At 71.4% G+C, this 19,551-nt stretch carries 19 protein-coding genes; 8 read left to right on the forward strand and 11 right to left on the reverse strand.

What is annotated here, in order from left to right; genetic code table 11:
* Positions 1-65 precede the first annotated feature (65 nt).
* Positions 66-1,397, forward strand: coding sequence for a class I SAM-dependent RNA methyltransferase (locus tag ACFY0T_RS30130; RefSeq protein ID WP_388877243.1), 1,332 nt, complete (start codon positions 66-68; stop codon positions 1,395-1,397).
* Positions 1,398-1,863: 466 nt separating this feature from the next.
* Here the strand turns inward: ACFY0T_RS30130 and ACFY0T_RS30135 are convergent, their stop codons facing one another.
* Entirely contained in the window at positions 1,864-2,223 is a 360-nt protein-coding gene (locus ACFY0T_RS30135; RefSeq protein ID WP_388877246.1) for a nuclear transport factor 2 family protein, read from the reverse strand.
* 70 nt (positions 2,224-2,293) lie between these two features.
* Complete coding sequence (locus ACFY0T_RS30140; RefSeq protein WP_388877249.1) at positions 2,294-3,079, reverse strand: SDR family oxidoreductase; 786 nt, start codon at positions 3,077-3,079, stop codon at positions 2,294-2,296.
* Positions 3,080-3,178: 99 nt separating this feature from the next.
* On the opposite strand from ACFY0T_RS30140, the gene ACFY0T_RS30145 reads away from it, so the two are divergent.
* Both ACFY0T_RS30145 and ACFY0T_RS30150 read left to right on the forward strand, forming a co-directional pair.
* On the forward strand, positions 3,179-3,697 hold the full coding sequence (locus tag ACFY0T_RS30145; RefSeq protein ID WP_388877252.1) for a winged helix-turn-helix transcriptional regulator: 519 nt from the start codon (positions 3,179-3,181) through the stop codon (positions 3,695-3,697).
* A gap of 230 nt (positions 3,698-3,927) precedes the next feature.
* On the forward strand, positions 3,928-4,464 hold the full coding sequence (locus ACFY0T_RS30150; RefSeq protein WP_388877254.1) for a hypothetical protein: 537 nt from the start codon (positions 3,928-3,930) through the stop codon (positions 4,462-4,464).
* 338 nt (positions 4,465-4,802) lie between these two features.
* On the opposite strand, the gene ACFY0T_RS30155 is transcribed toward ACFY0T_RS30150, so the two are convergent.
* The 6 genes from ACFY0T_RS30155 to ACFY0T_RS30180 form a co-directional block, all read right to left on the reverse strand.
* Entirely contained in the window at positions 4,803-5,489 is a 687-nt protein-coding gene (locus ACFY0T_RS30155; RefSeq protein ID WP_388877257.1) for a response regulator, read from the reverse strand.
* A 104-nt stretch (positions 5,490-5,593) separates the two neighbouring features.
* Positions 5,594-6,775, reverse strand: coding sequence for a sensor histidine kinase (locus ACFY0T_RS30160; RefSeq protein ID WP_388877260.1), 1,182 nt, complete (start codon positions 6,773-6,775; stop codon positions 5,594-5,596).
* A 111-nt stretch (positions 6,776-6,886) separates the two neighbouring features.
* The gene (locus ACFY0T_RS30165) at positions 6,887-9,097 is read right to left on the reverse strand and encodes an MMPL family transporter (RefSeq protein WP_388877263.1); all 2,211 of its coding nucleotides are present in this window, start codon (positions 9,095-9,097) and stop codon (positions 6,887-6,889) included.
* A gap of 296 nt (positions 9,098-9,393) precedes the next feature.
* Positions 9,394-10,437 carry a zinc-binding dehydrogenase gene (locus tag ACFY0T_RS30170; protein ID WP_388877266.1) on the reverse strand — a complete coding sequence of 348 codons (1,044 nt, stop codon included), beginning with the start codon at positions 10,435-10,437 and terminating at the stop codon, positions 9,394-9,396.
* A 46-nt stretch (positions 10,438-10,483) separates the two neighbouring features.
* The gene (locus tag ACFY0T_RS30175) at positions 10,484-11,254 is read right to left on the reverse strand and encodes an SDR family NAD(P)-dependent oxidoreductase (protein ID WP_388877268.1); all 771 of its coding nucleotides are present in this window, start codon (positions 11,252-11,254) and stop codon (positions 10,484-10,486) included.
* A 74-nt stretch (positions 11,255-11,328) separates the two neighbouring features.
* Positions 11,329-12,279: an SGNH/GDSL hydrolase family protein gene (locus ACFY0T_RS30180; protein ID WP_388877271.1), complete on the reverse strand. Its 951-nt coding sequence runs from the start codon at positions 12,277-12,279 to the stop codon at positions 11,329-11,331.
* Positions 12,280-12,860: 581 nt separating this feature from the next.
* On the opposite strand from ACFY0T_RS30180, the gene ACFY0T_RS30185 reads away from it, so the two are divergent.
* Positions 12,861-13,376 (forward strand): MarR family winged helix-turn-helix transcriptional regulator, encoded by a 516-nt coding sequence (locus tag ACFY0T_RS30185; protein ID WP_388877274.1) that lies wholly within the window; start codon positions 12,861-12,863, stop codon positions 13,374-13,376.
* Positions 13,377-13,717: 341 nt separating this feature from the next.
* On the opposite strand, the gene ACFY0T_RS30190 is transcribed toward ACFY0T_RS30185, so the two are convergent.
* Both ACFY0T_RS30190 and ACFY0T_RS30195 read right to left on the reverse strand, forming a co-directional pair.
* Positions 13,718-15,487 carry a hypothetical protein gene (locus ACFY0T_RS30190; protein ID WP_388877276.1) on the reverse strand — a complete coding sequence of 590 codons (1,770 nt, stop codon included), beginning with the start codon at positions 15,485-15,487 and terminating at the stop codon, positions 13,718-13,720.
* Between the two features lie 97 nt (positions 15,488-15,584).
* The gene (locus ACFY0T_RS30195) at positions 15,585-16,004 is read right to left on the reverse strand and encodes a molybdopterin-binding protein (protein WP_388877279.1); all 420 of its coding nucleotides are present in this window, start codon (positions 16,002-16,004) and stop codon (positions 15,585-15,587) included.
* A 226-nt stretch (positions 16,005-16,230) separates the two neighbouring features.
* Between ACFY0T_RS30195 and ACFY0T_RS30200 the strand changes: the two genes are divergently transcribed.
* The 4 genes from ACFY0T_RS30200 (at position 16,231) to ACFY0T_RS30215 (ending at position 18,985) form a co-directional block, all read left to right on the forward strand.
* Entirely contained in the window at positions 16,231-16,620 is a 390-nt protein-coding gene (locus ACFY0T_RS30200) for a cell division protein SepF (RefSeq protein ID WP_388877282.1), read from the forward strand.
* A 97-nt stretch (positions 16,621-16,717) separates the two neighbouring features.
* Positions 16,718-17,875: an ATP-binding protein gene (locus ACFY0T_RS30205; protein ID WP_388877284.1), complete on the forward strand. Its 1,158-nt coding sequence runs from the start codon at positions 16,718-16,720 to the stop codon at positions 17,873-17,875.
* A 95-nt stretch (positions 17,876-17,970) separates the two neighbouring features.
* Positions 17,971-18,303 carry a nucleotide pyrophosphohydrolase gene (locus ACFY0T_RS30210; protein WP_388877287.1) on the forward strand — a complete coding sequence of 111 codons (333 nt, stop codon included), beginning with the start codon at positions 17,971-17,973 and terminating at the stop codon, positions 18,301-18,303.
* Between the two features lie 202 nt (positions 18,304-18,505).
* Positions 18,506-18,985, forward strand: a complete 480-nt coding sequence (locus ACFY0T_RS30215; RefSeq protein ID WP_388877553.1) for a DUF6099 family protein — start codon at positions 18,506-18,508, stop codon at positions 18,983-18,985.
* Positions 18,986-19,182: 197 nt separating this feature from the next.
* Here ACFY0T_RS30215 and ACFY0T_RS30220 read toward each other — a convergent pair whose 3' ends face one another.
* Positions 19,183-19,347, reverse strand: a complete 165-nt coding sequence (locus tag ACFY0T_RS30220; protein WP_388877290.1) for a hypothetical protein — start codon at positions 19,345-19,347, stop codon at positions 19,183-19,185.
* Positions 19,348-19,551 lie beyond the last annotated feature (204 nt).

Below are 19,551 nucleotides of genomic sequence, written 5' to 3' on the forward strand. Positions count from 1 at the left end.
CGTCCACGTAGACTGGTGGGCTGTTGTCCGGCCGTTCCCCTTTTCGCATCTGGAGTCACCCCGCCATGCAGGCAGAACCGAAGAAGTCGCTGGTGGGGGAGGAGTACGAGGTCGAGATCGGTCCCGTCGCGCACGGCGGGCACTGCATCGCCCGTACGACCGAGGGCCAGGTCCTGTTCGTCCGGCACGCCCTGCCCGGCGAGCGCGTCGTCGCGCGCGTCACGGAAGGCGAGGAGGGCGCGCGCTTCCTGCGCGCGGACGCCGTCGAGATCCTGGACGCCTCCAAGGACCGCGTCGAGGCCCCCTGCCCCTACGCGGGCCCCGGCCGCTGCGGCGGCTGCGACTGGCAGCACGCCAAGCCGGGCGCGCAGCGCCGCCTCAAGGGCGAGGTCATCGCCGAGCAGCTCCAGCGGCTCGCGGGGCTCACGCCCGAGGAGGCGGGCTGGGACGGCACGGTGATGCCCGCCGAGGGCGACAAGCTGCCCGCGGGCGAGGTCCCGGCGTGGCGGACGCGCGTGCAGTACGCGGTCGACGCCTCCACCGGCAAGGCGGGCCTGCGCCGCCACCGCTCGCACGAGGTCGAGCCCATCGAACACTGCATGATCGCGGCGCCGGGCGTCAGCGAGCTGGGCATCGAGCGGCGCGACTGGTCCGGGATGGAGTCGGTCGACGCGATCGCCGCGACGGGTTCCCAGGACCGCATGGTGATCCTGGAGCCGCGGCCGGGCGCCCGCCTGCCCCTCGTCGAACTCGACCGGCCCGTCTCCGTCATGCGCGTCGAGGAGAAGGACGGCGGCATCCACCGCGTGCACGGCCGCCCCTTCGTGCGCGAGCGCGCCGACGGCCGTACGTACCGTGTCGGCAGCGGTGGCTTCTGGCAGGTCCACCCGAAGGCCGCCGACACCCTGGTGCTCGCCGTGATGCAGGGCCTGCTGCCGCGCAAGGGCGAGATGGCGCTCGACCTGTACTGCGGCGTCGGCCTCTTCGCGGGCGCCCTCGCGGACCGCCTCGGCGACAAGGGCGCGGTCCTCGGCATCGAGTCCGGCAAGCGCGCGGTGGAGGACGCCCGCCACAACCTCGCCGACTTCGACCGGGTCCGCATCGAACAGGGCAAGGTCGAGGCGGTCCTCCCGCGCACCGGCATCACCGAGGTCGACCTCATCGTCCTCGACCCGCCCCGCGCCGGCGTCGGCAAGAAGACGGTCGAACACCTGTCATCCCTGGGCGCCCGCCGCATCGCCTACGTCGCCTGCGACCCGGCGGCACTCGCCCGCGACCTGGCGTACTTCCGCGACGGCGGCTACAAGGTGCGGACGCTGCGGGCGTTCGACCTGTTTCCGATGACGCATCACGTGGAGTGCGTGGCGATTCTGGAGCCTGTGGCGAAGGGTTCCTGACCTGCGGTATCTCGGGTGCTCGTGACGGGTATTGGGTGCGGTACGGGTCGGACTGACCATCGCGGCGCGTGGGCGGCGGTCATGACCGGCCGCCCCTTGTCGAAGGCGCCCCGGCCCAGGTGGTCAGGGCGTCGGTCCGTTCCATGCGCCGTGCGACCGCGTGGGTGGTACGCGGGATCCAGGCGATGTGACCGCGTCAGGGCGCACGAGGACTTCGGTCACTCCGGTGAGGCCCGGGTGCATGTCGTGCTCGGTGAGGGGCGCGGGGGTGATCCGCGAGCCCCACTCGGGTGACGGTCTGCAGCAGGTCGGCGTCGCCAATCCCGCGTCTCGCCGCGACCGTGCCCACTCTGACCAGAGCCGATCACACCGCCCACTTCGCATTCGGCCCGCGCCTGCCCGTCGACGGGCTGGGGGTGCCGCGCACATCCGGTGCAGGACCGGTGGGGCCGGCACCAGAGTGGACTCAGGGTTCGATGACGAGGCGTTCGATCAGGTCGTCGCGGAGTGTGAACCGATAGTTCAGATCGATGGTGCCGCCGGGGAAGTTGCCTTCGAGGTGGTGCGTGGCGATGTAGTCGGTCGTGTCGGTCTGCTGGGCGCCTGTGAGGTGGGTGGTGTAGGTGAATTCGGTGGCGGATCGGCCCAGCCACCTCTCGATCGCCGGGGTGCCCTCGTAGGTGTTGCCGTCGTCGATCACCGTCGCGTCGCCGGTGAAGGCCGTGACCGCGGTGGCGGTGTCGTGGGTGCGGTGGGCCTTGAGGTAGAGGGTGATCACGTCGGGCAGGGCGTCCGGGGTGATGGTCCGGGGCTGGTCGTGCTGCATGAGGTCCTCACGGTGGTGACGGGTTCGGGCGGTGGGGGCGGTGCCGGGGTCGATGTGGTGGTGGCGGGGTTCAGACGGTGGGGGTCGTGCCGCCGTCGATGACGTGCTCGGCGCCCACGATGGACGAGGCGCGGTCGGAGACGAGGAAGGCGACCAGTTCGGCGACTTCCTCGGGCCGGTTGGGGCGGCCGAGGGGGATGCCTCCCAGGGTGTCCATGAGCCGGCCCAGCGCTGCTTCGTGGGTGATCCCCGCGTCCTGGGCGATCCGGGCGACGAGATGGTCGGCGGCCGACGTCTGGACGAAGCCGGGCGAGACGGTGTTGACGCGGACGCCGTGCGGGGCGACCTCGTTGGCCAGGCCCTTGCTGTAGGTGGTCAGGGCGGCCTTGGCGGCGGCGTAGGCCAGGGTTCCGTTCCACAGCGGCATGCGGCGCTGGATCGAGGTGACGTGCACGATCACGCCCTTGCCCGTGGCGATCATGCGCGGGAGGAGAGCGCGATCCAGACGGACGGCGGCGAGCAGGTTCACGTTCAGCTCCCTGGCCCAGTCGTCCTCGCCGAGCGCCGCGAATCCGCCGGCCGGTGCCTCGGAGCCGCCGAGGGTGTTGACCAGGATGTCGACGCCTCCCATGCGGGCGTCCGCCTCGGCGACGACGTGATCGGCGCCGGCGGCGGTGGACAGGTCGGCGGCGATGAACGTCTTCTCCTCGACGTCGTCGGGATGGCTGCGGGCGGTGACGAGCACGGTCGCTCCGGCCTCGGCGAGGCGTCGGGCGATGGCGGCTCCGGTGCCCTTGGTGCCACCGGTGACCAGAGCGCGCCGGCCTTCGAGGGATTCGCTGATGGATGTGGTCACGGTGTGTTCCGTTTCCGGGTGCGGCCGTGGGAATCGCCGCTCCCCTTGGTACTGCTAAAATAGAAGCCAATAACTTCGACTTTAGCAGTTACTGAGGGGATGGTCGCCGTGGCGAGCCGGATCAGGCTGGAGGACCGGGAGTGCCCGCTGTCCACGACGGTGGAACACGTCGGCGAGTGGTGGACGCTGCTGATCCTCCACGACGCCTTCGACGGCTACACCCGCTTCGACCAGTTCCAGGAGAACCTGGGCATCTCCTCCAGCATGCTCACCACCCGGCTGAAGACCCTCGTCGCGGACGGACTGTTGGAGCGCCGGCCGTACCAGACCAACCCCGTCCGCCACGAGTACGTCCTGACCGAACTCGGGCGCTCCCTGCGCCCGGTGATCGTCGCCCTGGCCGCATGGGGCAACTCCCGCCTCACGCCCGCGGAGCGCAGCATGATCCTCGTCGACACGCACAGCGGCGAGGAGGTCGAGCCCGTCGTTGTCGATGCCAGAACCGGCCACCGACTCGACGACAGCGACACGTACGTCTTCAGGGCAGGGCCCGCAGCCGGCGAGGCCATGCGCAGCCGCTATGCGTCACGACCGGGGGGCCCGGCGGAAGGGGCGTGAGGCCCGCGCAGTCGTTTCGAAGAATCGCCATCAGGCCGCCGCCCATCCTCGGAGCGGGGCGACCTGCTTCTCCGCTCTCGCGTACTTCACCGGTCGCAGCCCCCTGAGGCACCCTCACCCGATCGGCCGCCCCCATGTGGCGGAGCGCCCGGACCGGGCGGAGGCTCGGAGTCGCCTCGGCGTTCGCCGCACCGGGCGGGGACGCGCCGACACCACGCAAGGGGTCGACCATGAGCCAGGAGGCCTCGCAGCCGTCGGGCACTCCGCACGGCACCGGTACGGGAGCACAGCCGACCGGTGAGGACAGACCGCTCGGGGGAGAGCAGGGACAGCGGGCGGGGAAGGCCCCGGGCGAGGGCGGCTCGGGAGCGCCGCCGTCGGGCCGGAGCGCCTGGGCGACCGGGGGCGTCACCTTCGCGGGCGTCCTGATGCTGGTGAACGGCGTCCTCAACGTCCTGCAGGGCATCGCCGCGATCGTCGAGGACGAGGTGTACGCGCGCGTGGACGACTACATCTACCGGATCAACCTCACCGGCTGGGGCTGGATCCTGGTGGTCCTGGGCGTCGTCGTCGCCGTCACCGGTTTCGGCATCCTCAAGGGTGCCGACTGGGCACGCCTCACCGGCATCGTGCTCGCCTCGCTGAGCATCATCTTCCAGTTCATGTTCCTGCCGTACGCGCCCCTCTGGGGTCTCATCATGATCGCCGTCGACTTCTTCGTGATCTGGGCGCTCGCCGTGTACAAGCCCGGCGCCGCACAGGCGTGAGCCGGCGCTCTTCAGCCCTCGCGGTTCGCAGCCCTCGCGTTTCCCCAGTCCCCGGGCAAGGAGCCTGTCATGGCTGCCCTCCCCGACCCCTCGGTGCTCGACGGCCGTCGGACCGTCCCGCCTCTGACGTCCAGGAGCCGACCGTGCCGGACATCGACCGCGCGCCATGGGTGACGCGGCAGGCGCGCCGGACACGCAGCATGAGCTCACCGAACTACGGGCCCGGGTTGCGGAGTTGGATACGCGCGGCGGTCCCGCGGCCTCCAAGCACCGGCCGTGGTCGCTCGTCGCCGCCTTGCTCATCCGGCACCGCACCTCGCCAACTCCATCGGGAGCGGTCAGCGCGGCGCGGGCGGCGGTGTGGGGCGTACGAGCCCTGACTGGTAGGCGATCACGACCAGTTGGGCGCGGTCGCGGGCGTTGAGCTTCGTCATGGCGCGGTGGATGTGCGTGCGTACGGTCAAGGGGCTGACGACGAGCTGCTCGGCGATCTCGGTGTTGGACAGGCCCTCCGCGGCCAGGGCCATCACCTCTCGTTCGCGGGCGGTGAGCGCGTCGAGGGACTCGGGGAGCGCCAGCGGATCGGCGGGTGCCGGAGCGGTGAGGAAGCGGGCGATGAGGGCGCGGGTGGCGACAGGGGAGAGCAGGGCGTCGCCGCAGGCCACGGTGCGGAGGCCGTCCAGGAGGGCGTCGGCGCCCACGTCCTTGCCGAGAAAGCCGCTCGCGCCGGCGCGCACGGCCTGCGCGACGTACTCGTCGATCTCGAACGTGGTCAGGATGAGGACCCGCGTGGCCGACAGGTCCGGGTCGGCGCAGATGGCGGCGGTGGCGGTGAGACCGTCGGTGCCGGGCATACGGATGTCCATGAGAACGACGTCGGGGTGGTGCACGCGCGCGAGTTCGACCGCTTCCTTGCCGTCGGTGGCCTCGGCGACCACCTCGAGATCGTCGCAGGAGTCGATCAGGATCCGGAAGGTGGCTCGCAGCAGGGCCTGATCGTCGGCGAGCAGTACGCGGATGGTCATCTGGGGCGGTCTTCTTCCGAGGTCGGGGGCTGGGGAGGACTGGGGGATCCTCGGCCGAGGATCCCTGGCCCTGGATCCTCGGCCGAGGGCCAGGATGCTCGGCTCTACGTGCGGATCGGCAGTTCGGTGGTGACCGTGAAGCCGCCCTCCGGGCGGTGCCCCGCCTGGAGGCGGCCGCCGACCGACTGGGCGCGCTCCCGCATGCCCATGAGCCCGAAGCCGCCGCCCGGAGCCGGGGCGGTGGGGGCCGCGGCGTCTCCGTCGTCGCTGACCGTGAGGGTCACGTGGTCGTGGGTGTAGGCCAGCTTGACGCGCGCCGTCTTCGCCGCGGCGTGCTTGGCGACGTTCGTGAGCGCCTCCTGCACGATCCGGTACGCCGTCAGGTCCACGCCCGGCGAGAGGGGCTGTTCGTCCCCTTCGGTGGTGACGGTGACCGTGAGCCCGGCGGCCGCGAACGCGGTGGTCAGGTCGGAGAGCCGGCCGAGTCCGGGGGCCGGCTCCAGGGGCGCGTCAGGGTCGTTCACCTGGCGCAACAGGCCGACGGTGGCCTTGAGTTCGCGCAGTGCCGAGGACGTGGTGCCGGCCAGGTCGTCGAGGATCCGCTGGACCTGGTCGGGGTGGGTGCGCGCGAGATGTGCGGCGGTGCCCGCCAGCGCGTTGGCCAGCGCCATGTGGTGGGCGACGACGTCGTGCAGTTCGCGGGCGATGCGCATGCGCTCCTCGGCGACCCGGTGCCGCGCCTCCTCCTCACGCGTGCGCTCGGCGTACTCGGCGCGAGCGTGCGCGGCCTCCAGATAGGCGGCCCGCAGTCGGCTCGCGGTCCCCACGGCGACCGGCGTCACCACCCAGAAGGCGGGGCCGATCGTCTTGAGGGGCCAGGGATGGCCGTAATGGTCGGTGGTCATTGCCGTGATCACCAGCAGGGCGACGACCGCGAGGAGGGTGATGCGTCCCGTCTTGCGGTTGGTGTACCTGGCGAGCGCGTACAGCGCGAGCATGAGCGGCGCGAGCAGCAAGGGCGTGATCAGATAGCCCACCGCGCTGGCGGCGTTGGCGCCGGCCGCGGTCACCGCCACGACGGTGCGGGGGTGGCTGCGGCGCCACCACAGAGCCGCCGAGCCGACGCACCCAAGAAGCGCGCCGGGCCACCAGGGGATCAGGTCGCCGGAGGGTTCCCGGAGGCTCGTCGCGCTGCCGAGCGTGGCGAGGAGGAACACCTGCAAGATGACCATCACGTCGACGACGCGGGGGTGGGCGTCCACGTACCGCTTCAAGCTAGTGATCATCGGTTCTCCGGTCGGGATGAGCTGGGTCCATGGTGGGCGCCGCGGTGCGGAAACCGCCGATGAGGGCCGCCCGTGCTGCCACGGGCGGCCCTCGGCGCGGGCGGGGGAGTGTCAGACGCGAGCCGATTCCAGTTCGGCCGCGTCGTCCCGCGCCGGGACGGTGGAGGACTGGCGGCTGAGCGCCTCGCCCTCCACGTCGACCTTGGGCAGCAGCCTGTCCAGCCAACGCGGCATCCACCACGCCGCCTTGCCGAGCAGGGCGAGGACCGCGGGCACGAGCGCCATGCGGACCACGAACGCGTCGAAGAGGACGGCGATGGCCAGCCCGAAGCCGATCATCTTGATCATGGATTCGCCGGCGCCGATGAAGCCGGAGAACACCGCCATCATGATCAGCGCGGCGGCCACCACGACGCGGGCGCTGTAGCGGAACCCGGAGACGATCGCCTGCCCCGGCCCGTCCCCATGGACGTACGCCTCCCGCATCCGGGCGACGAGGAACACCTCGTAGTCCATCGCGAGTCCGAAGACGATGCCCACCAGGAAGATCGGCATCATGCTCATGATCGGTCCGGTCGTCTCGACGCCGAGCAGGTCGGCGCCCCAGCCCCACTGGAAGACGGCGATGACGGAGCCGAGGGCCGCGAGCACCGAGAGGAGGAAGCCGAAGGCCGCCTTGACCGGTACGAGGACGGAGCGGAAGACGACCATCAGGAGCACGATGGCCAGGCCCACCACGACCACGAGGTACGGGATCAGCGCGTCCTGCATCTTCTGGGCGATGTCGATGTTCAGCGCGGTGGTGCCGGTGACCTCGAACTCCGCGCCGGTCGAGGCCTCGGTCGCCGGGCGCCCGTCGCGGATGGTGTGGACGAGGTCCTTCGTCTTCTCACTGGTGGGCGCCTCGGCCGGGACCGCGGAGAAGACCGCGGTGTCGCCCGAGGTATTGAACCGGGCCGGCGAGACGGACACGATTCCTTCGGTCGCGTCGATCTTCTCCTCGATCGTCGTGACCGCGGTCTTCGGATCCTCGGCGCCCTTCGCGTCCACGACGATGGTCAGCGGGCCGTTGAAGCCGGGACCGAAGCCCTTGGCGAGGTCGTCGTAGGCGCGGCGCTCGGTGGTGGAGGTGGGCTTGGCCTCGTCTCCGGTCATGCCCAGCTGCAGGTCCATCACGGGTATCGCGAGCGCGCCGAGGCCGGCGACCGAGGCGAGGAGTACGGGCAGCGGGCGGCGCAGCACGAACCGGGCCCAGCGGGTGCCCCCGTTGTTCTCGCCGGCTTCCTTGATCCGGCCGTGCTTGCGGGCGGAGCGGGACAGGACGGCGTTCGGCCAGAAGCCGAGCACGGCCGGGACCAGCGTCAGTGCGATGAGCACGCCGACGGCGACCGCTCCGGCCGCGGCCAGGCCCATCTTGGTGAGCATCGGAACGCCGACGACCGAGAGACCGGCCAGCGCGATGACGACGGTGAGTCCGGCGAAGACGACCGCGGACCCGGCGGTGCCCGCGGCGAGCCCGGCCGCCTCCTGGGGCGTGTGGCCCTTGGCGCGCTCCTCGCGATAGCGGGAGACGATGAACACGGCGTAGTCGATGCCGCACGCGAGGCCGAGCATCGAGGCGAGCGTGCCGGTGGTCGAGGACAGGCCGAACGTACTGGCCAGGGCCATGATCGCGGCCATGCTGACGCCGACGCCGATGATCGCGGTCAGCAGCGGAAGCCCGGCGGCGGCCAGCGAGCCGAAGGTGATCAACAGCACCAGCGCCGCGATGGCGATGCCGATCGCCTCCGCCGACCCGCCCGCGGCGGGCTGCGTCGCCAGCGCGGTGCCGCCCACCTCGACGGTCAGGTCCGAACCCTGCGCCTGCTTGATGGCGTCCCTGAGGTGGTCCTTGCTGACGTCGGTGAGGTCGTCTGCCTTGACCTTGTAGGTGACGGTGGCGTACGCCGTCGAGGCGTCCTTGCTGACCGCCTTCGCCCGGAAGGGGCTGACCGCGCTCGCGACCTGCGATCCGTCGGCGGCCTCGGACACGAACTTCTCGATGGCCGCCCGGTTCTCCGAGGCGGTGACCTTCTGCCCGTCCGGAGCGACGAAGACGACCCGGGCGCTCGCCCCGTCGGCCTTCGCTCCGGGGAAGCGCTGTTCCATCAGGTCGAACGCCTTCTGCGACTCGATGCCCGGCATCGAGTCGCTCGCGTCGGGGGCGGCAGGCGCCGTAGCCGCGCCGAAGCCGACAGCGCCCAGCACCGCCACCCACAGGAGGGCGACGAACCAGCGCCGCCGGAAGGCCAGACGGCCCAATCGATAGAGGAAAGTAGCCACGAGCAGGGGTCTCCACATCTGATCTCGGATACGTCCCCCAGACTCCCGGGGGCGGGGGTGTCCTGTCGTCGTGCGCCTGCCGACAATCCGGACTACTGAGAACGCAGTACACGCGGCCCGGCGCATGGTCCCCGAGCAGGACAGGGCCCGCACGGAACCTGGACGGCTCCGTGGCCGCACCAGGCGCCCGGCGCGGCACGGCCACGGTGGGGATGGCCTTACGGGTTGGCGTTGCGGGTTGGCCTTACGGGCTGGCTAGCGGGTTGGCCTTACGGGATGGCCTTACGGGATGGTGCCTACGACTCGTCGTCGAAGGTGACGACCACCTTCTCGGCGGCCCCCGGCGTCAGCGCGAGCTCAAAGGCGTGCTCGGCCTCGGCGAAGGGAACGCGGTGGCTGATCAGCTTGGCGAACCGCTCGTGGTGCTCGGCGATCTCCTGAGTGACCTCGAAGATCTCTGTCGGGTAGCCCTGGGAGGCGATGAGGGTCAGTTCGCTGCGGAGCATGCCGCCGAGGTCGATGGCGTCGGACTTCTTCTGTACGGCGACCATGACCATCTTGGCGCCCCACTTCGCGGAGGCGATGGTGGCGTTGAAGACGGCGGGGGCGCCGGCGGCGTCGATGTAGATGTCGGTTCCGGCGCGGGGCTGGCCCAGTGCGTTGGCGGCCTGGCCGTGCAGTTCGCTCAGCCGGGCGGTGACGTCCCGCTCGGCGGAGTTGATGACGGCGTCCGCGCCGACCGCCAGCGCCGTCTCCAGCCGCTCGGGGAGGACGTCGGCGACGACCACGTGCTCGACCCCGCGCAGCTTCAGCCAGATGGTGGCGCCCAGGCCGATGGGCCCGGCCCCGAACACCACCACCTTGTCGGACGGCTTGGCCTCGGAGCGGTTGACGCAGTGCCGGGCGACGGCCATGGGCTCGTTGAGCGCGGCGACATCGAAGGGAACCGTGTCGGGGAAGACCGCCACGCTCTTGCCCAGCACGGCGTCCTCGAGGAGCAGGTACTCGCTCATGCCGCCGTGCTTGCCGCCGCAGCCGATGATGCCGGACGGGGCGCCCTGCGGATTGACGACCACCCGGTCGCCCACCCTCAGGTCCGCGACCTCGGCGCCCACCTCGACGATCTCACCAGCCGGCTCGTGGCCGAGAGGAAGGGAGACCATCGACCCGCCCGGGCCGAACGGAGCGCCGCCCAGGTGGAGGAAGTGGGTGTCGGTGCCGCAGATGCCACAGGCGCGGATCCGCATCAGGGCGTCCTTGGGACCGGGCACCGGTCGCTCGATCTCGACGACGTCGATCTTGCCGACTCCACCGGTCTGTACGGACTTCATCGTGGACATGGAATAGCTCGCCTTCTTGTGAAGGGGTAGGGCTCTTGACGGGTGGTCAGACGGCTGCCCAGCCGAAGTCGACGGGCAGGACGGCGCCGTTGATGTTGCTGGCGGCGTCGGAGGCGAGGAAGACGATGGCGGCGGCCTGCTCCTCGGCTTCGGCGACCTTGCCGGAGAGGCCGATGTACGGACCGATGAGGCCGGGACCATGGGCCTTGGGCCGGGCGTCGACCTGGATGTTGGTCGCCGTGGGGCCGGGGGCGATGGCGTTGGTGCGGATTCCCTGGCTCCGGTACATCACGGCGAGGGACTTCGTCAGGCCCACGATGCCGTGCTTGGACGCGGTGTACGCGGCACCGGCCGCGCTGCCCCGCAGGCTCGCCTCGGACGCGGTGAACACGATCGAGCCGCCGCCCGCCGCCAGCATGTGCGGCAGCGCGGCACGGGTCAGCAGGAAGGGCGCGGTCAGATTGACCCGGAGGACGCGCTCCCACTCGGCGTCGCTGGTGTCGCCGAGGGCCGACATGTGATCCATGACGCCGGCGTTGTTCACCAGCACGTCCAGGCCGCCGAAGGTGTGCACGGCCGTGGCGACGACCTCGTCCACCACCCGTGGGTCACTGACGTCGCCGACGACCGCGCGGGCGACGCCTCCCGCGTACTCGATCGTCTTGACGACCTGGTCGGCGGCGTCCTTGTGCAGATCGGCGACGAGGACCTTCGCGCCCTCCTCGGCGAACTCCAGGGCGGCGGCCCGGCCGATGCCCGATCCGGCCCCGGTGACGACGACGCCGCGCCCTTCAAGACCTGTGCTACGGCTGCTCATGGCATTCCTCTTCCTCTTTCGCAGGGGGGTGTTGCGGTGGGTGGCGCGCGGTGGGTGGGCCCATCGGGCGGTCGCTACGAGCCCTTGAGCGTGTGCAGGACGGCGTCGGCCATGCCGCGCTCACCGCGCTCGTTGGGATGGACCGGGGCGGCCTGGGCCGCCGGGAGCAGGGGCTCCACCCAGCGGGTCCCGCTCGCGGAACAGGCGTCGCGCCCCACGGAGGGGGTGTACGTGTCGACGTATCCGGCCCCGGCGGCTTCCGCCCGCTGCCGCAGCGCGCTGTTGAGCTGCTGTTCCTTGTCGTTGAGGAACGTCGCGTCGTCGGGTGCGAGGGTCATGTCGTCGTCGCAGCCGACGCCCTTGTCCGGCAGGATCGACGGGTATCCCACGACGTACACCCGGGCTTTCGGCGCCCGCTGCCTGACCTCGCTGAGCGTGTCGGCCAGGCGTTCTCCCGCCGCCCGGATCCTCTGCCGCACCTCGTCGGTGCCGCCGGAGACGTACGTGCCCCGGCAGGGCGCGTCGTTCCCGGTGTACTCGCCGCGGCCGGTCGCGACGTAGAGGGCGCCCTGCTTGACGCAGTTCTTGACCAGCGAGCTGAAGCCGATGTCGTTGCCGCCGATGCCGATGGTGACCAGCCGGGTCGAGGCCGAAAGGGCGGACAGCTGGGCCGGGTTGACGCCGTTGTCGGTGGTCTGCGGCGCGGACAGGTCGGCGATGGTGGCGCCGCTGCAGCTCATGTCGCGGAAGCCGGCCTCCTTGATCTCCAGCTCCTGGGCGACCAGCGCGGGGTAGTTGTGGTCGGAGCGCTCGCAGCCCGCGGGCTCGCCGGTCCGGTCGGGGATCTTCGGTCCCGCGGTGTACGAGTCGCCGAGCGCGACGTACGGGCCCTTCAGCGACGCGGCGGCGGCCGGTGCCGTGCCGTTCCCGCCGTTCCCGTCGTCGTGCGCGACGCTGACGGCGAGGAGCAGCACACCGAACGTGACGCCCACGCCGACCAGTCCTGCTCGTGTGTAAGTTCCCATCGGAGTGTCCTGTCTTCCGTCTCAGGTGGTCCCGTGCGGGGTGTGCGCGTGGTGCGAAGTGGCCTACGAGGAGCCGCACTTCGCGGTGGACACCAGGCCGGTGATCGGCGTACGGAGGGCCGATGAGCAGTGACACGGGCGCTGAGCCGACGTCCGCCCCGGTGAAGAGGGGAGAGGCGTGGTCGGCCGGTGTCCTCGAACCCGGCGACGGACAGGGGGTATCCGGCCGCCGGGTCCGGGACTGCGCCGTTCCCCGTCCCCACGGGTTCGGCGCTGCGGGGCCACGTCCGCTCGGTGTGGCCCCGGTCTGCGGCCCACGGCCCGGACGGCCGTGGGGTTTCGGCGACCGCGGGCGGTCACCGGGGGAGGATCAGGTGCGGTGCTCGAGGCCGTCCTGCTCCGTTACCGGGGTGGTGGTGTCGGTCATGAGAACTCCTGTGGCTCTGGAAAGAGGGCCGTCAGGGCCCGCTTGCGGCGGAGGTTGGCTTGCTTGAGTTAGGCAAGCATGTGGGAGTTACTTGAGTCAAGCAAACTAATCAGGAATTTACTTGAGTCAGGCAATTAGCTGTTAAGCTGAGTCCATGCCCACCACACCTTCGGCAGACGCCCCCTCCTCGACCGACATCGAGGAGATCGAGGGCGCGCTCAACCGCATCGCCTATCTGACCGGTCGGGTCCGCCAGCACGACAGGCTGATGGCCCTGGCCGGCGTGTCTCTGGACCGTGCCGGCGTGGCGCTGCTGCGGCAGATCGCCGACTCCGAGCCGATGCGGCTGGGCGAGCTGGCGAACCTTCTGGCCGTGGAGGCATCCCACGTCACCCGGCAGGTGCAGCAACTGCAGAAGTCCGGTTACGTGACCCGGGTGCCGGACCCGGACGACCGCCGGGCCCAGCGCATTCAGATCACCCCGACCGGCCAGGAGGTGATCAACCGCGTCCGCGAGGCGAGTTGCCGGGGCATGCAGGTCGCCCTGAAGAACTGGTCCCCGGAGGAGCTGCGGCAGCTCGCCACCCTGTTCCATCGGATGGTCGACGACTTCTACTCCGCGGAGGACGTGGACATCGCGGTCGAGGCCGCCCAGGCGTCACGCGCCTGACGGCACGGTGCGGGCGCGCGGCGGCACGGTGCTCTTCGGGGCGTGCGTGGGTGCGCCCGGCCGTTCCGGAGCGCGCATGGGTGGCCCCCGGCCGTTCCAGGGCGTGCGTGGGCGCCCCCGGGCCCCCGGCCGTTCCGGAGCCTCACGGCTGCTGTGCGGCAGGAGGCCCGGGTGGCGATCGGCGGGAGCGGAGGGCTCGCGGCGGGCGGGAGCGGGGGCTCGTGTCGGCCGCCGTTCGCGACGGCGGCGTAGAACTCCTCGGGAAACTCGTGCTCCCGGTCCAAGTCCTAGAGGTGCGCGCGGATGGCCGCACGCGGCGGGCGCTGGTTGGCTCGCGGCCGTCAGCGGCGGAGGGCCGACAGGGGAACGTCCGCGCTCGACAGGGTCATCGGCGACGCCGAGACGGCCCGTACGCGGATGCGGACGCCCGCCCTGGGGAGGGCGAACCTGCCGTCGGGCGGCAGGAGCTCGTAACGGGCCGAGTCATGGCCGGGGAGTGTGGCCGGGCCGGCCGCGACGGACCAGTAGCGGCTCATGCCCTGGCCCGTGGTCAGGGTGAAGTGGGGGGTCAGGGCCGCGTCGCCGAGGTTGGTGACGCGGACGGTGAGTTCGGTGAGCGCGCCGGTGGCCCGGCGGGCGCCGACGACGTCCATACGAAGGGGCGGTGACCCCGTCGCCGCCAGGGTCACCGCCGCGGAGGTCGGGGCCAGCAGGAGCACGGCCGCGGTCACCCGGGCCGACCGCCCGTGCCGGCCGCGCAGGAGGGCGGGGCGGGGCTGCCACGCGGTGGTGAAGGACGGCCAGGGCGCGGTGACGGCCGCCGCCAGCCACAGCGGGGTCATCAGCAGGTAGTAGCCGTCCTGCGAGCGCGTCGCCACATAGAACGCGCACCAGGGCAGCACCGTCGCCGCAGGACCCAACCGCCGTACGAAGAGGACGAAGAGACCCAGCAGTCCCGCGGCCAGCAGCAGACTCGCGTGCGAGTACCAGGCCAGCCGGTCGCTGCCGTCGGTGAAGTAGAGCGAGATACCGACCAGACCCTGGCCGTGGATGTCCGCCTTCTGGGTGAGCGGGAGCGCGATGCCGGAGATCCAGGCGCTGGGTTCGCTCACGATGAAATACGCGTTGATCAGCAGCCAGGTCGTCGCGGCCACACCGACGATCCGGCCCACGGCGACCGCCGCCGCACGCGGGCCCAGCTCACCGCGGCGCAGCGCGTAGACCCCGGCCAGCAGGAACGGCGTGAGGAACCACGGCAGTTGCTGGGCCGCGCAGGCCGCGCCCAGGCACACCGCCCGCACCCAGTCGCCCCGGCCGCCGCCCCCCATCCGGGGCCAGCCCACCACCACGGGGACGAGTAGCGCGCAGGCGACGATCGCCGGATAGCCGAGCCGGGCGTACGCGGGCAGCAGACCGAAGCCGAGACAGACCAGCGTGGCCGCGGAACGCCACGGTACCGGCAGCAGCCGCCACATCACGATCGCGCCCACGATCAGTGCCCCCGTGCTGACCATCGTCGCCGCGGCCGAGCCGTGGCCGATCCAGAGGAGCGGCGCGGTGAGCATCAGGGGCAACGGCGGATAGCCGTACGTGAAGTCGTAGCCGCCGTTCATCGTCGCGGTGAGGGCGACGCCGTGACCGAAGAGCCACGGCCAGGGCCGCCCGTAGACCTGATGCCCGGCGAGGAACTCGTGGGCGGCCTGCGTGGTGAGGACCGACTCGTCACTGCCGCCGTGGTTCATGACGGCCCCGCACACGGCGAGCGTCACGGCGGTCACCAGGACGCACAGGTCGAGCCGGGCCAGCGTACGGCCCCGGCGTACGACCAGGGTCAGTACGCCCGTGACGAGGATGGAGGCGTAGCAGAGCGAGACGATCGCGGCCACGACGAGACGGTGGCTCGCGGCCTGCGCCCACAGCGGGCGCGTACCGATGAAGAGGCTGATGTCGGCGAGCAGGGTCAGAACGCGGTGCCACTGGGCGGGCGCCTCGTCCGGGTGCCATCGGGCGGGTGCTTCCTCCGGGTGCCACTGCGCGGGCGCCCCGTCGGGCGATGCCTCCGAGGGGGCCTGCCGACTCGTGGGCGACAGCCTGGTTTCTGCCAAGTACACGGCTCCAGACGCTAATTCCCGCAGGTGAGCGGCGCGCGGCCGGACGTGAAGAGTCCGGTGTGAGGCAGGTAAGAAGCACGGCCGCCCGCCGTGCGGGTCACGCGTTGGACAGGGACACCTCGGTCGACTTGATGAGTGCCACGACCGGGGACCCGGCGGCCAGGCCGAGGTCCAGGGCCGCGTCCTTGGTGATCGCCGAGGTCAGCTCGCCGCCCGCGACCTCGACCTTGACGCGGGCCATGGCTCCGCCGGTGACGACCTCGGCGACCGTGCCCGGCAGCTGGTTGCGGATGCTCACCCCGTTCACCGGGCCGGTGGCCAGGGACACCTCCGTCGACTTGACCAGGGCGCGCACCGTGGACCCCGCGGTCAGACCCATGTCCTCGACGGCCTCCAGGGTGATGGCGGCGGTGATCTCCTGGCCGCCGTCGAGACGGACCTTCACCGTCGCCATCACCTCGCCCGGAGTGACGGAAGTGACGCTGCCGGGGAGCTGGTTGCGGATGCTCAGACTCATGGGGAGGCCTCGATTGCGGTGAGGGGAGATGATTTTGAACGGCTATGCGCAGTTTGCCGTAGCCGCCGTTCCCGCGACCGCGTCGCGGACCGTGTCGCTGTTGGGCCGAACGGGTGACCATGCGTAAGAATTGCCCGGTGCAGACAACGAGTGCGAGCCAGCAACAAGAGGTGTGGCGCGGAGCGCCTCGTTCAAGGGCGGCGGTGGGCGACGGGTGGGAAGTCCAGTGAACAGCCACGACGTCACCGACGAACAGTGGGAAGGGCTCGCCCAGGTCGTTCCGTTGCGGGGCCGGGACGCCTGGCCGTCGGCGGTCGACCACCGGTCGATACCCGAAGCCGCGACCGAGGCCCGCCGCCGCTTCGTGGTCCTGCGGGTCAATGTCTTCGCGGACGCCCGCGAGGTCGCCGAGACGCTGATGGCGGGCATACCCGTGCTCCTCGACCTGACCGGCGCGGAGACCGAGGTCGCCAAGCGCGTACTCGACTTCAGTACGGGTGTGGTCTTCGGCCTCGCCAGCGGCATGCACCGGGTCGACCGGAACGTGTTCCTGCTGACGCCGCCGGGAACCGAGGTGCGGGGGCTGATGGAGGGGGCGGGGGTTCCCGGGGTCTGAAGCCCGGGACCAGGGATTACGTGCGTCGGTCCCTCGATCGTAGGAAGATCTCCTGGGCGGAACGGTTCGCCCGACGGCGGAGGCCTACCGTCCGGATATGACCCTGTCATCCTCGGAGGCCCCCGCGGCGGCGGAGGTGCGCCCCGACCGCCCGGGCGTCACCGAGCTGCGGCTCGCCGCCTTCGCCACGCACCGCCGCGTCCGCTTCCCGCTCGGACCGCTCACCCTCGTCGCGGGCCCGAGCGGCAGCGGCAAGACCGTCGCGCTGCGGGCCTACGAGGCACTGGCGCGGCTCGGCAGCGGCGCCGAGCTCGCAGAGGTGTTCCCGGACCCGACCACCTGCGTGCCGGAACGGGCCCGCCCCGACGCCCAGCACCGCCGCGGCTTCCGCATCGGCTGCACAGTCGACGGCCCAGAAGGCCCGGTACGGCTCGACATCGCCGTACAGGCCGAGCCCGAACTGCGCATCGTGGGAGAGCGGTTGACAGCGGGTGGGCAGACCCTGCTGGAGACCGCGTTGCGCGACCCGGGCCGCCGGGTCGTCCAGGCGGCCTGGCACACGGCGGGCTCGTCCGCCGTGACCCGGGGCCCGCTCCCCGACGACCGCCTCGGCACCGCCCTGCTGCCCCTGCGTGTCGCGGGCCGCACGGACGGCGAACGCCAAGTCCTCGCCGCCGCCGAGCAGATGGTGCTCGCGCTGCGTTCCGTCTACGCCTGCGACCCGAGCCCGCAGCGCATGCGCGCCCCCGCCCCCGTCGGCTCGGGACGGCTGCTGCCGGGCTGCGGCAACCTCGCCGAAGTGCTGTGGCGTACGAGATCGGAGTGCGTTCACCGCTACGCGCACCTGGTCACGGCCGTCCGGGGCGGATGCGCGGGCCCGGTCACCGACGTGCTGGCCGAACCGCTCGCCGACGGCACGATCCGCGCCCTCCTCGACCGCGGCGACGGCGTCCGTACGCATCTCGGGCTGCTCGGGGACGGCGAGTTGCGGTATCTCGCGCTGGCCCTGGTGCTGCTCACCGGCCCCGGCGTACTGGAGGTCGACCAGGCGGGAGAGGTCCCCGCGGCACTCCAGTCGCTGACCGTCCTGGCCGACGGCTTCGACCGCTGCCTGGACGCCCGGCAGGCGGGGGAACTGGTGCGGCTGGCGGCGCGGATGTGCGAGCGCGGGCATATACGGCTGGTGGGCGCGGTGAGCGACGCCTCCTGGGCCTACGGGGTGGCCGGGGTCACGGTGGTGGACCTTTTGCCGTGACGGAACGGGGCGGTGGTAGACCTTGAGCCGTGACGGAACGGGGCGGTGGTAGACCTTCAGCCGTGACAGAACGGGGCGGTGGTAGACCTTGAGCCGTGACAGAACTGGACGTAGCGACGCTGCAGCGCAGACTGGCCGAGTTCGCGGCCGCGCGGAACTGGCAGCCGTACCACACCCCGAAGAACCTGGTCGCCGCGCTGAGCGTGGAGGCGTCCGAACTGGTCGAGATCTTCCAGTGGTTGACGCCGGAGGAGTCGGCCCGGGTCATGGACGACGCGGACACCGCCCACCGCGTCACCGACGAGGTCGCGGACGTCCTGGCGTATCTGCTCCAGCTGTGCGACGTGCTCGACATCGACCCGCTCGCGGCACTCGACGCGAAGATCGACCGGAACGAGCGGAGATTTCCGGTGCCGGACGGGCCGTGAGGGCGGGGGGGGCCGGTCGTGGGGGTGTGTAACGGACACGCTCGTCACTCTATGGAGTCAGTGAGTTGTCCACATCCAACTCCGTGTCCACAGATTTCGGGCTTCCTCTGGCTTTTCGTCCCATCGGCCTTCACTCTGGGTAGTGGACAAGGGAGTTCGGGCGGACGTGCGGCGAGCGCGTCGGGACAGACGGGGGCAGCGCATGGACGCGGTGCGGCTCATCGTGGCGAGCAGGCGTGCCCTGGCGGAGAGCGGTGACACCCCGGAGGTGATGGCGGAAGCGTGGCAGGCACAGGCCCTGGCCCAGGCGATAGGCAGCCGCTTCGCCGTCTCCGGACCGCCCGAACTCCGGGGCGAGGCCCTCGGTCTGACCGAACTGGCGGGCCGGGGCTGCGGAGTCCTGGATACCCCCGCCCTCGGCGTCGGCGCCTTGCGTGCCGCCCAGCTCACCGAGTTGGGCGAGGCCCGCGAGGCGCTGCTCTGCCTCGGCGGTCTCCTCGGCGAGGTCGGCATCGCCCTCGTCGGGATCGCCTGCGCGGCGGACGACGAGGGGACGTACTGGCAGTGCATGGAAGCCATCGACGCGGCGGACGAGTCCCGGGACCGCGTCCTGGAGATGCTGAGACGGCTGGCGGTACGGGACCAGAAGCGGGTGGTGGAACGGGACGCGGCGGCGGGGTAGTTGTTTTCGCCCCCTGCGCCCCAAGCCGTCCCGTTCCTCAAACGCCGGAGGGGCTGAACTTTTGCCGGCCGGAGCTGGAAGATTTCAGCCCGTCCGGCGTTTGAGGACGAACGCGAAGCGCGATACGGGGGTCTGGGGGCGGAGCCCCCAGAGATGGGACGGGCAGGGGCGGAGGGGGCGAAAACCAGTCCTGGCCGTCAGCCTCGCTCGCCCTCGTCCGAAAGCCCGCCCCGCGAGCCCGAAAGATCCGCGTCCAACTGGGACAGATCCGCATTGAGCGCAGCCATCAGCTCCTCCATCTGCTGGAGCAACCCCTTCGGCTGTGCGGGCGCCCCCTGCTGTGGCACGGCTTCCTGGGACACGACGGCCTCCTCGGCCTCCGCGAGGGAGGCCCACTGACGAGGGTGACGCCCCGGCGACCGCCGGCGACGGGTGCCGGGCGGTCCGGCACCGCCCGAGCCAACGACTCCCCACCGACCCGAGTCACTGGCACGGACCCGCCCCACCCACCGGGTTGACGGATTTTCACCCGCCCGGGGAACGGAATCCCCGGCGGCCCGGAGGGA

The sequence above is a fragment of the Streptomyces sp. NPDC001530 genome, from assembly GCF_042894545.1.
In the GTDB taxonomy this organism is placed as follows: domain Bacteria; phylum Actinomycetota; class Actinomycetes; order Streptomycetales; family Streptomycetaceae; genus Streptomyces.

Coding starts and splice junctions, on each gene's coding strand:
- ACFY0T_RS30145 (WP_388877252.1), top strand. CDS start 3,179: ATGGTCGCCGTGGCGAGCCGGATCAGGCTGGAGGACCGGGAGTGCCCG.
- ACFY0T_RS30130 (WP_388877243.1), top strand. CDS start 66: ATGCAGGCAGAACCGAAGAAGTCGCTGGTGGGGGAGGAGTACGAGGTC.
- ACFY0T_RS30185 (WP_388877274.1), top strand. CDS start 12,861: ATGCCCACCACACCTTCGGCAGACGCCCCCTCCTCGACCGACATCGAG.
- ACFY0T_RS30155 (WP_388877257.1), bottom strand. CDS start 5,489: ATGACCATCCGCGTACTGCTCGCCGACGATCAGGCCCTGCTGCGAGCC.
- ACFY0T_RS30205 (WP_388877284.1), top strand. CDS start 16,718: ATGACCCTGTCATCCTCGGAGGCCCCCGCGGCGGCGGAGGTGCGCCCC.
- ACFY0T_RS30175 (WP_388877268.1), bottom strand. CDS start 11,254: ATGAGCAGCCGTAGCACAGGTCTTGAAGGGCGCGGCGTCGTCGTCACC.
- ACFY0T_RS30180 (WP_388877271.1), bottom strand. CDS start 12,279: ATGGGAACTTACACACGAGCAGGACTGGTCGGCGTGGGCGTCACGTTC.
- ACFY0T_RS30150 (WP_388877254.1), top strand. CDS start 3,928: ATGAGCCAGGAGGCCTCGCAGCCGTCGGGCACTCCGCACGGCACCGGT.
- ACFY0T_RS30160 (WP_388877260.1), bottom strand. CDS start 6,775: ATGATCACTAGCTTGAAGCGGTACGTGGACGCCCACCCCCGCGTCGTC.
- ACFY0T_RS30215 (WP_388877553.1), top strand. CDS start 18,506: ATGGACGCGGTGCGGCTCATCGTGGCGAGCAGGCGTGCCCTGGCGGAG.
- ACFY0T_RS30195 (WP_388877279.1), bottom strand. CDS start 16,004: ATGAGTCTGAGCATCCGCAACCAGCTCCCCGGCAGCGTCACTTCCGTC.
- ACFY0T_RS30135 (WP_388877246.1), bottom strand. CDS start 2,223: ATGCAGCACGACCAGCCCCGGACCATCACCCCGGACGCCCTGCCCGAC.
- ACFY0T_RS30170 (WP_388877266.1), bottom strand. CDS start 10,437: ATGTCCACGATGAAGTCCGTACAGACCGGTGGAGTCGGCAAGATCGAC.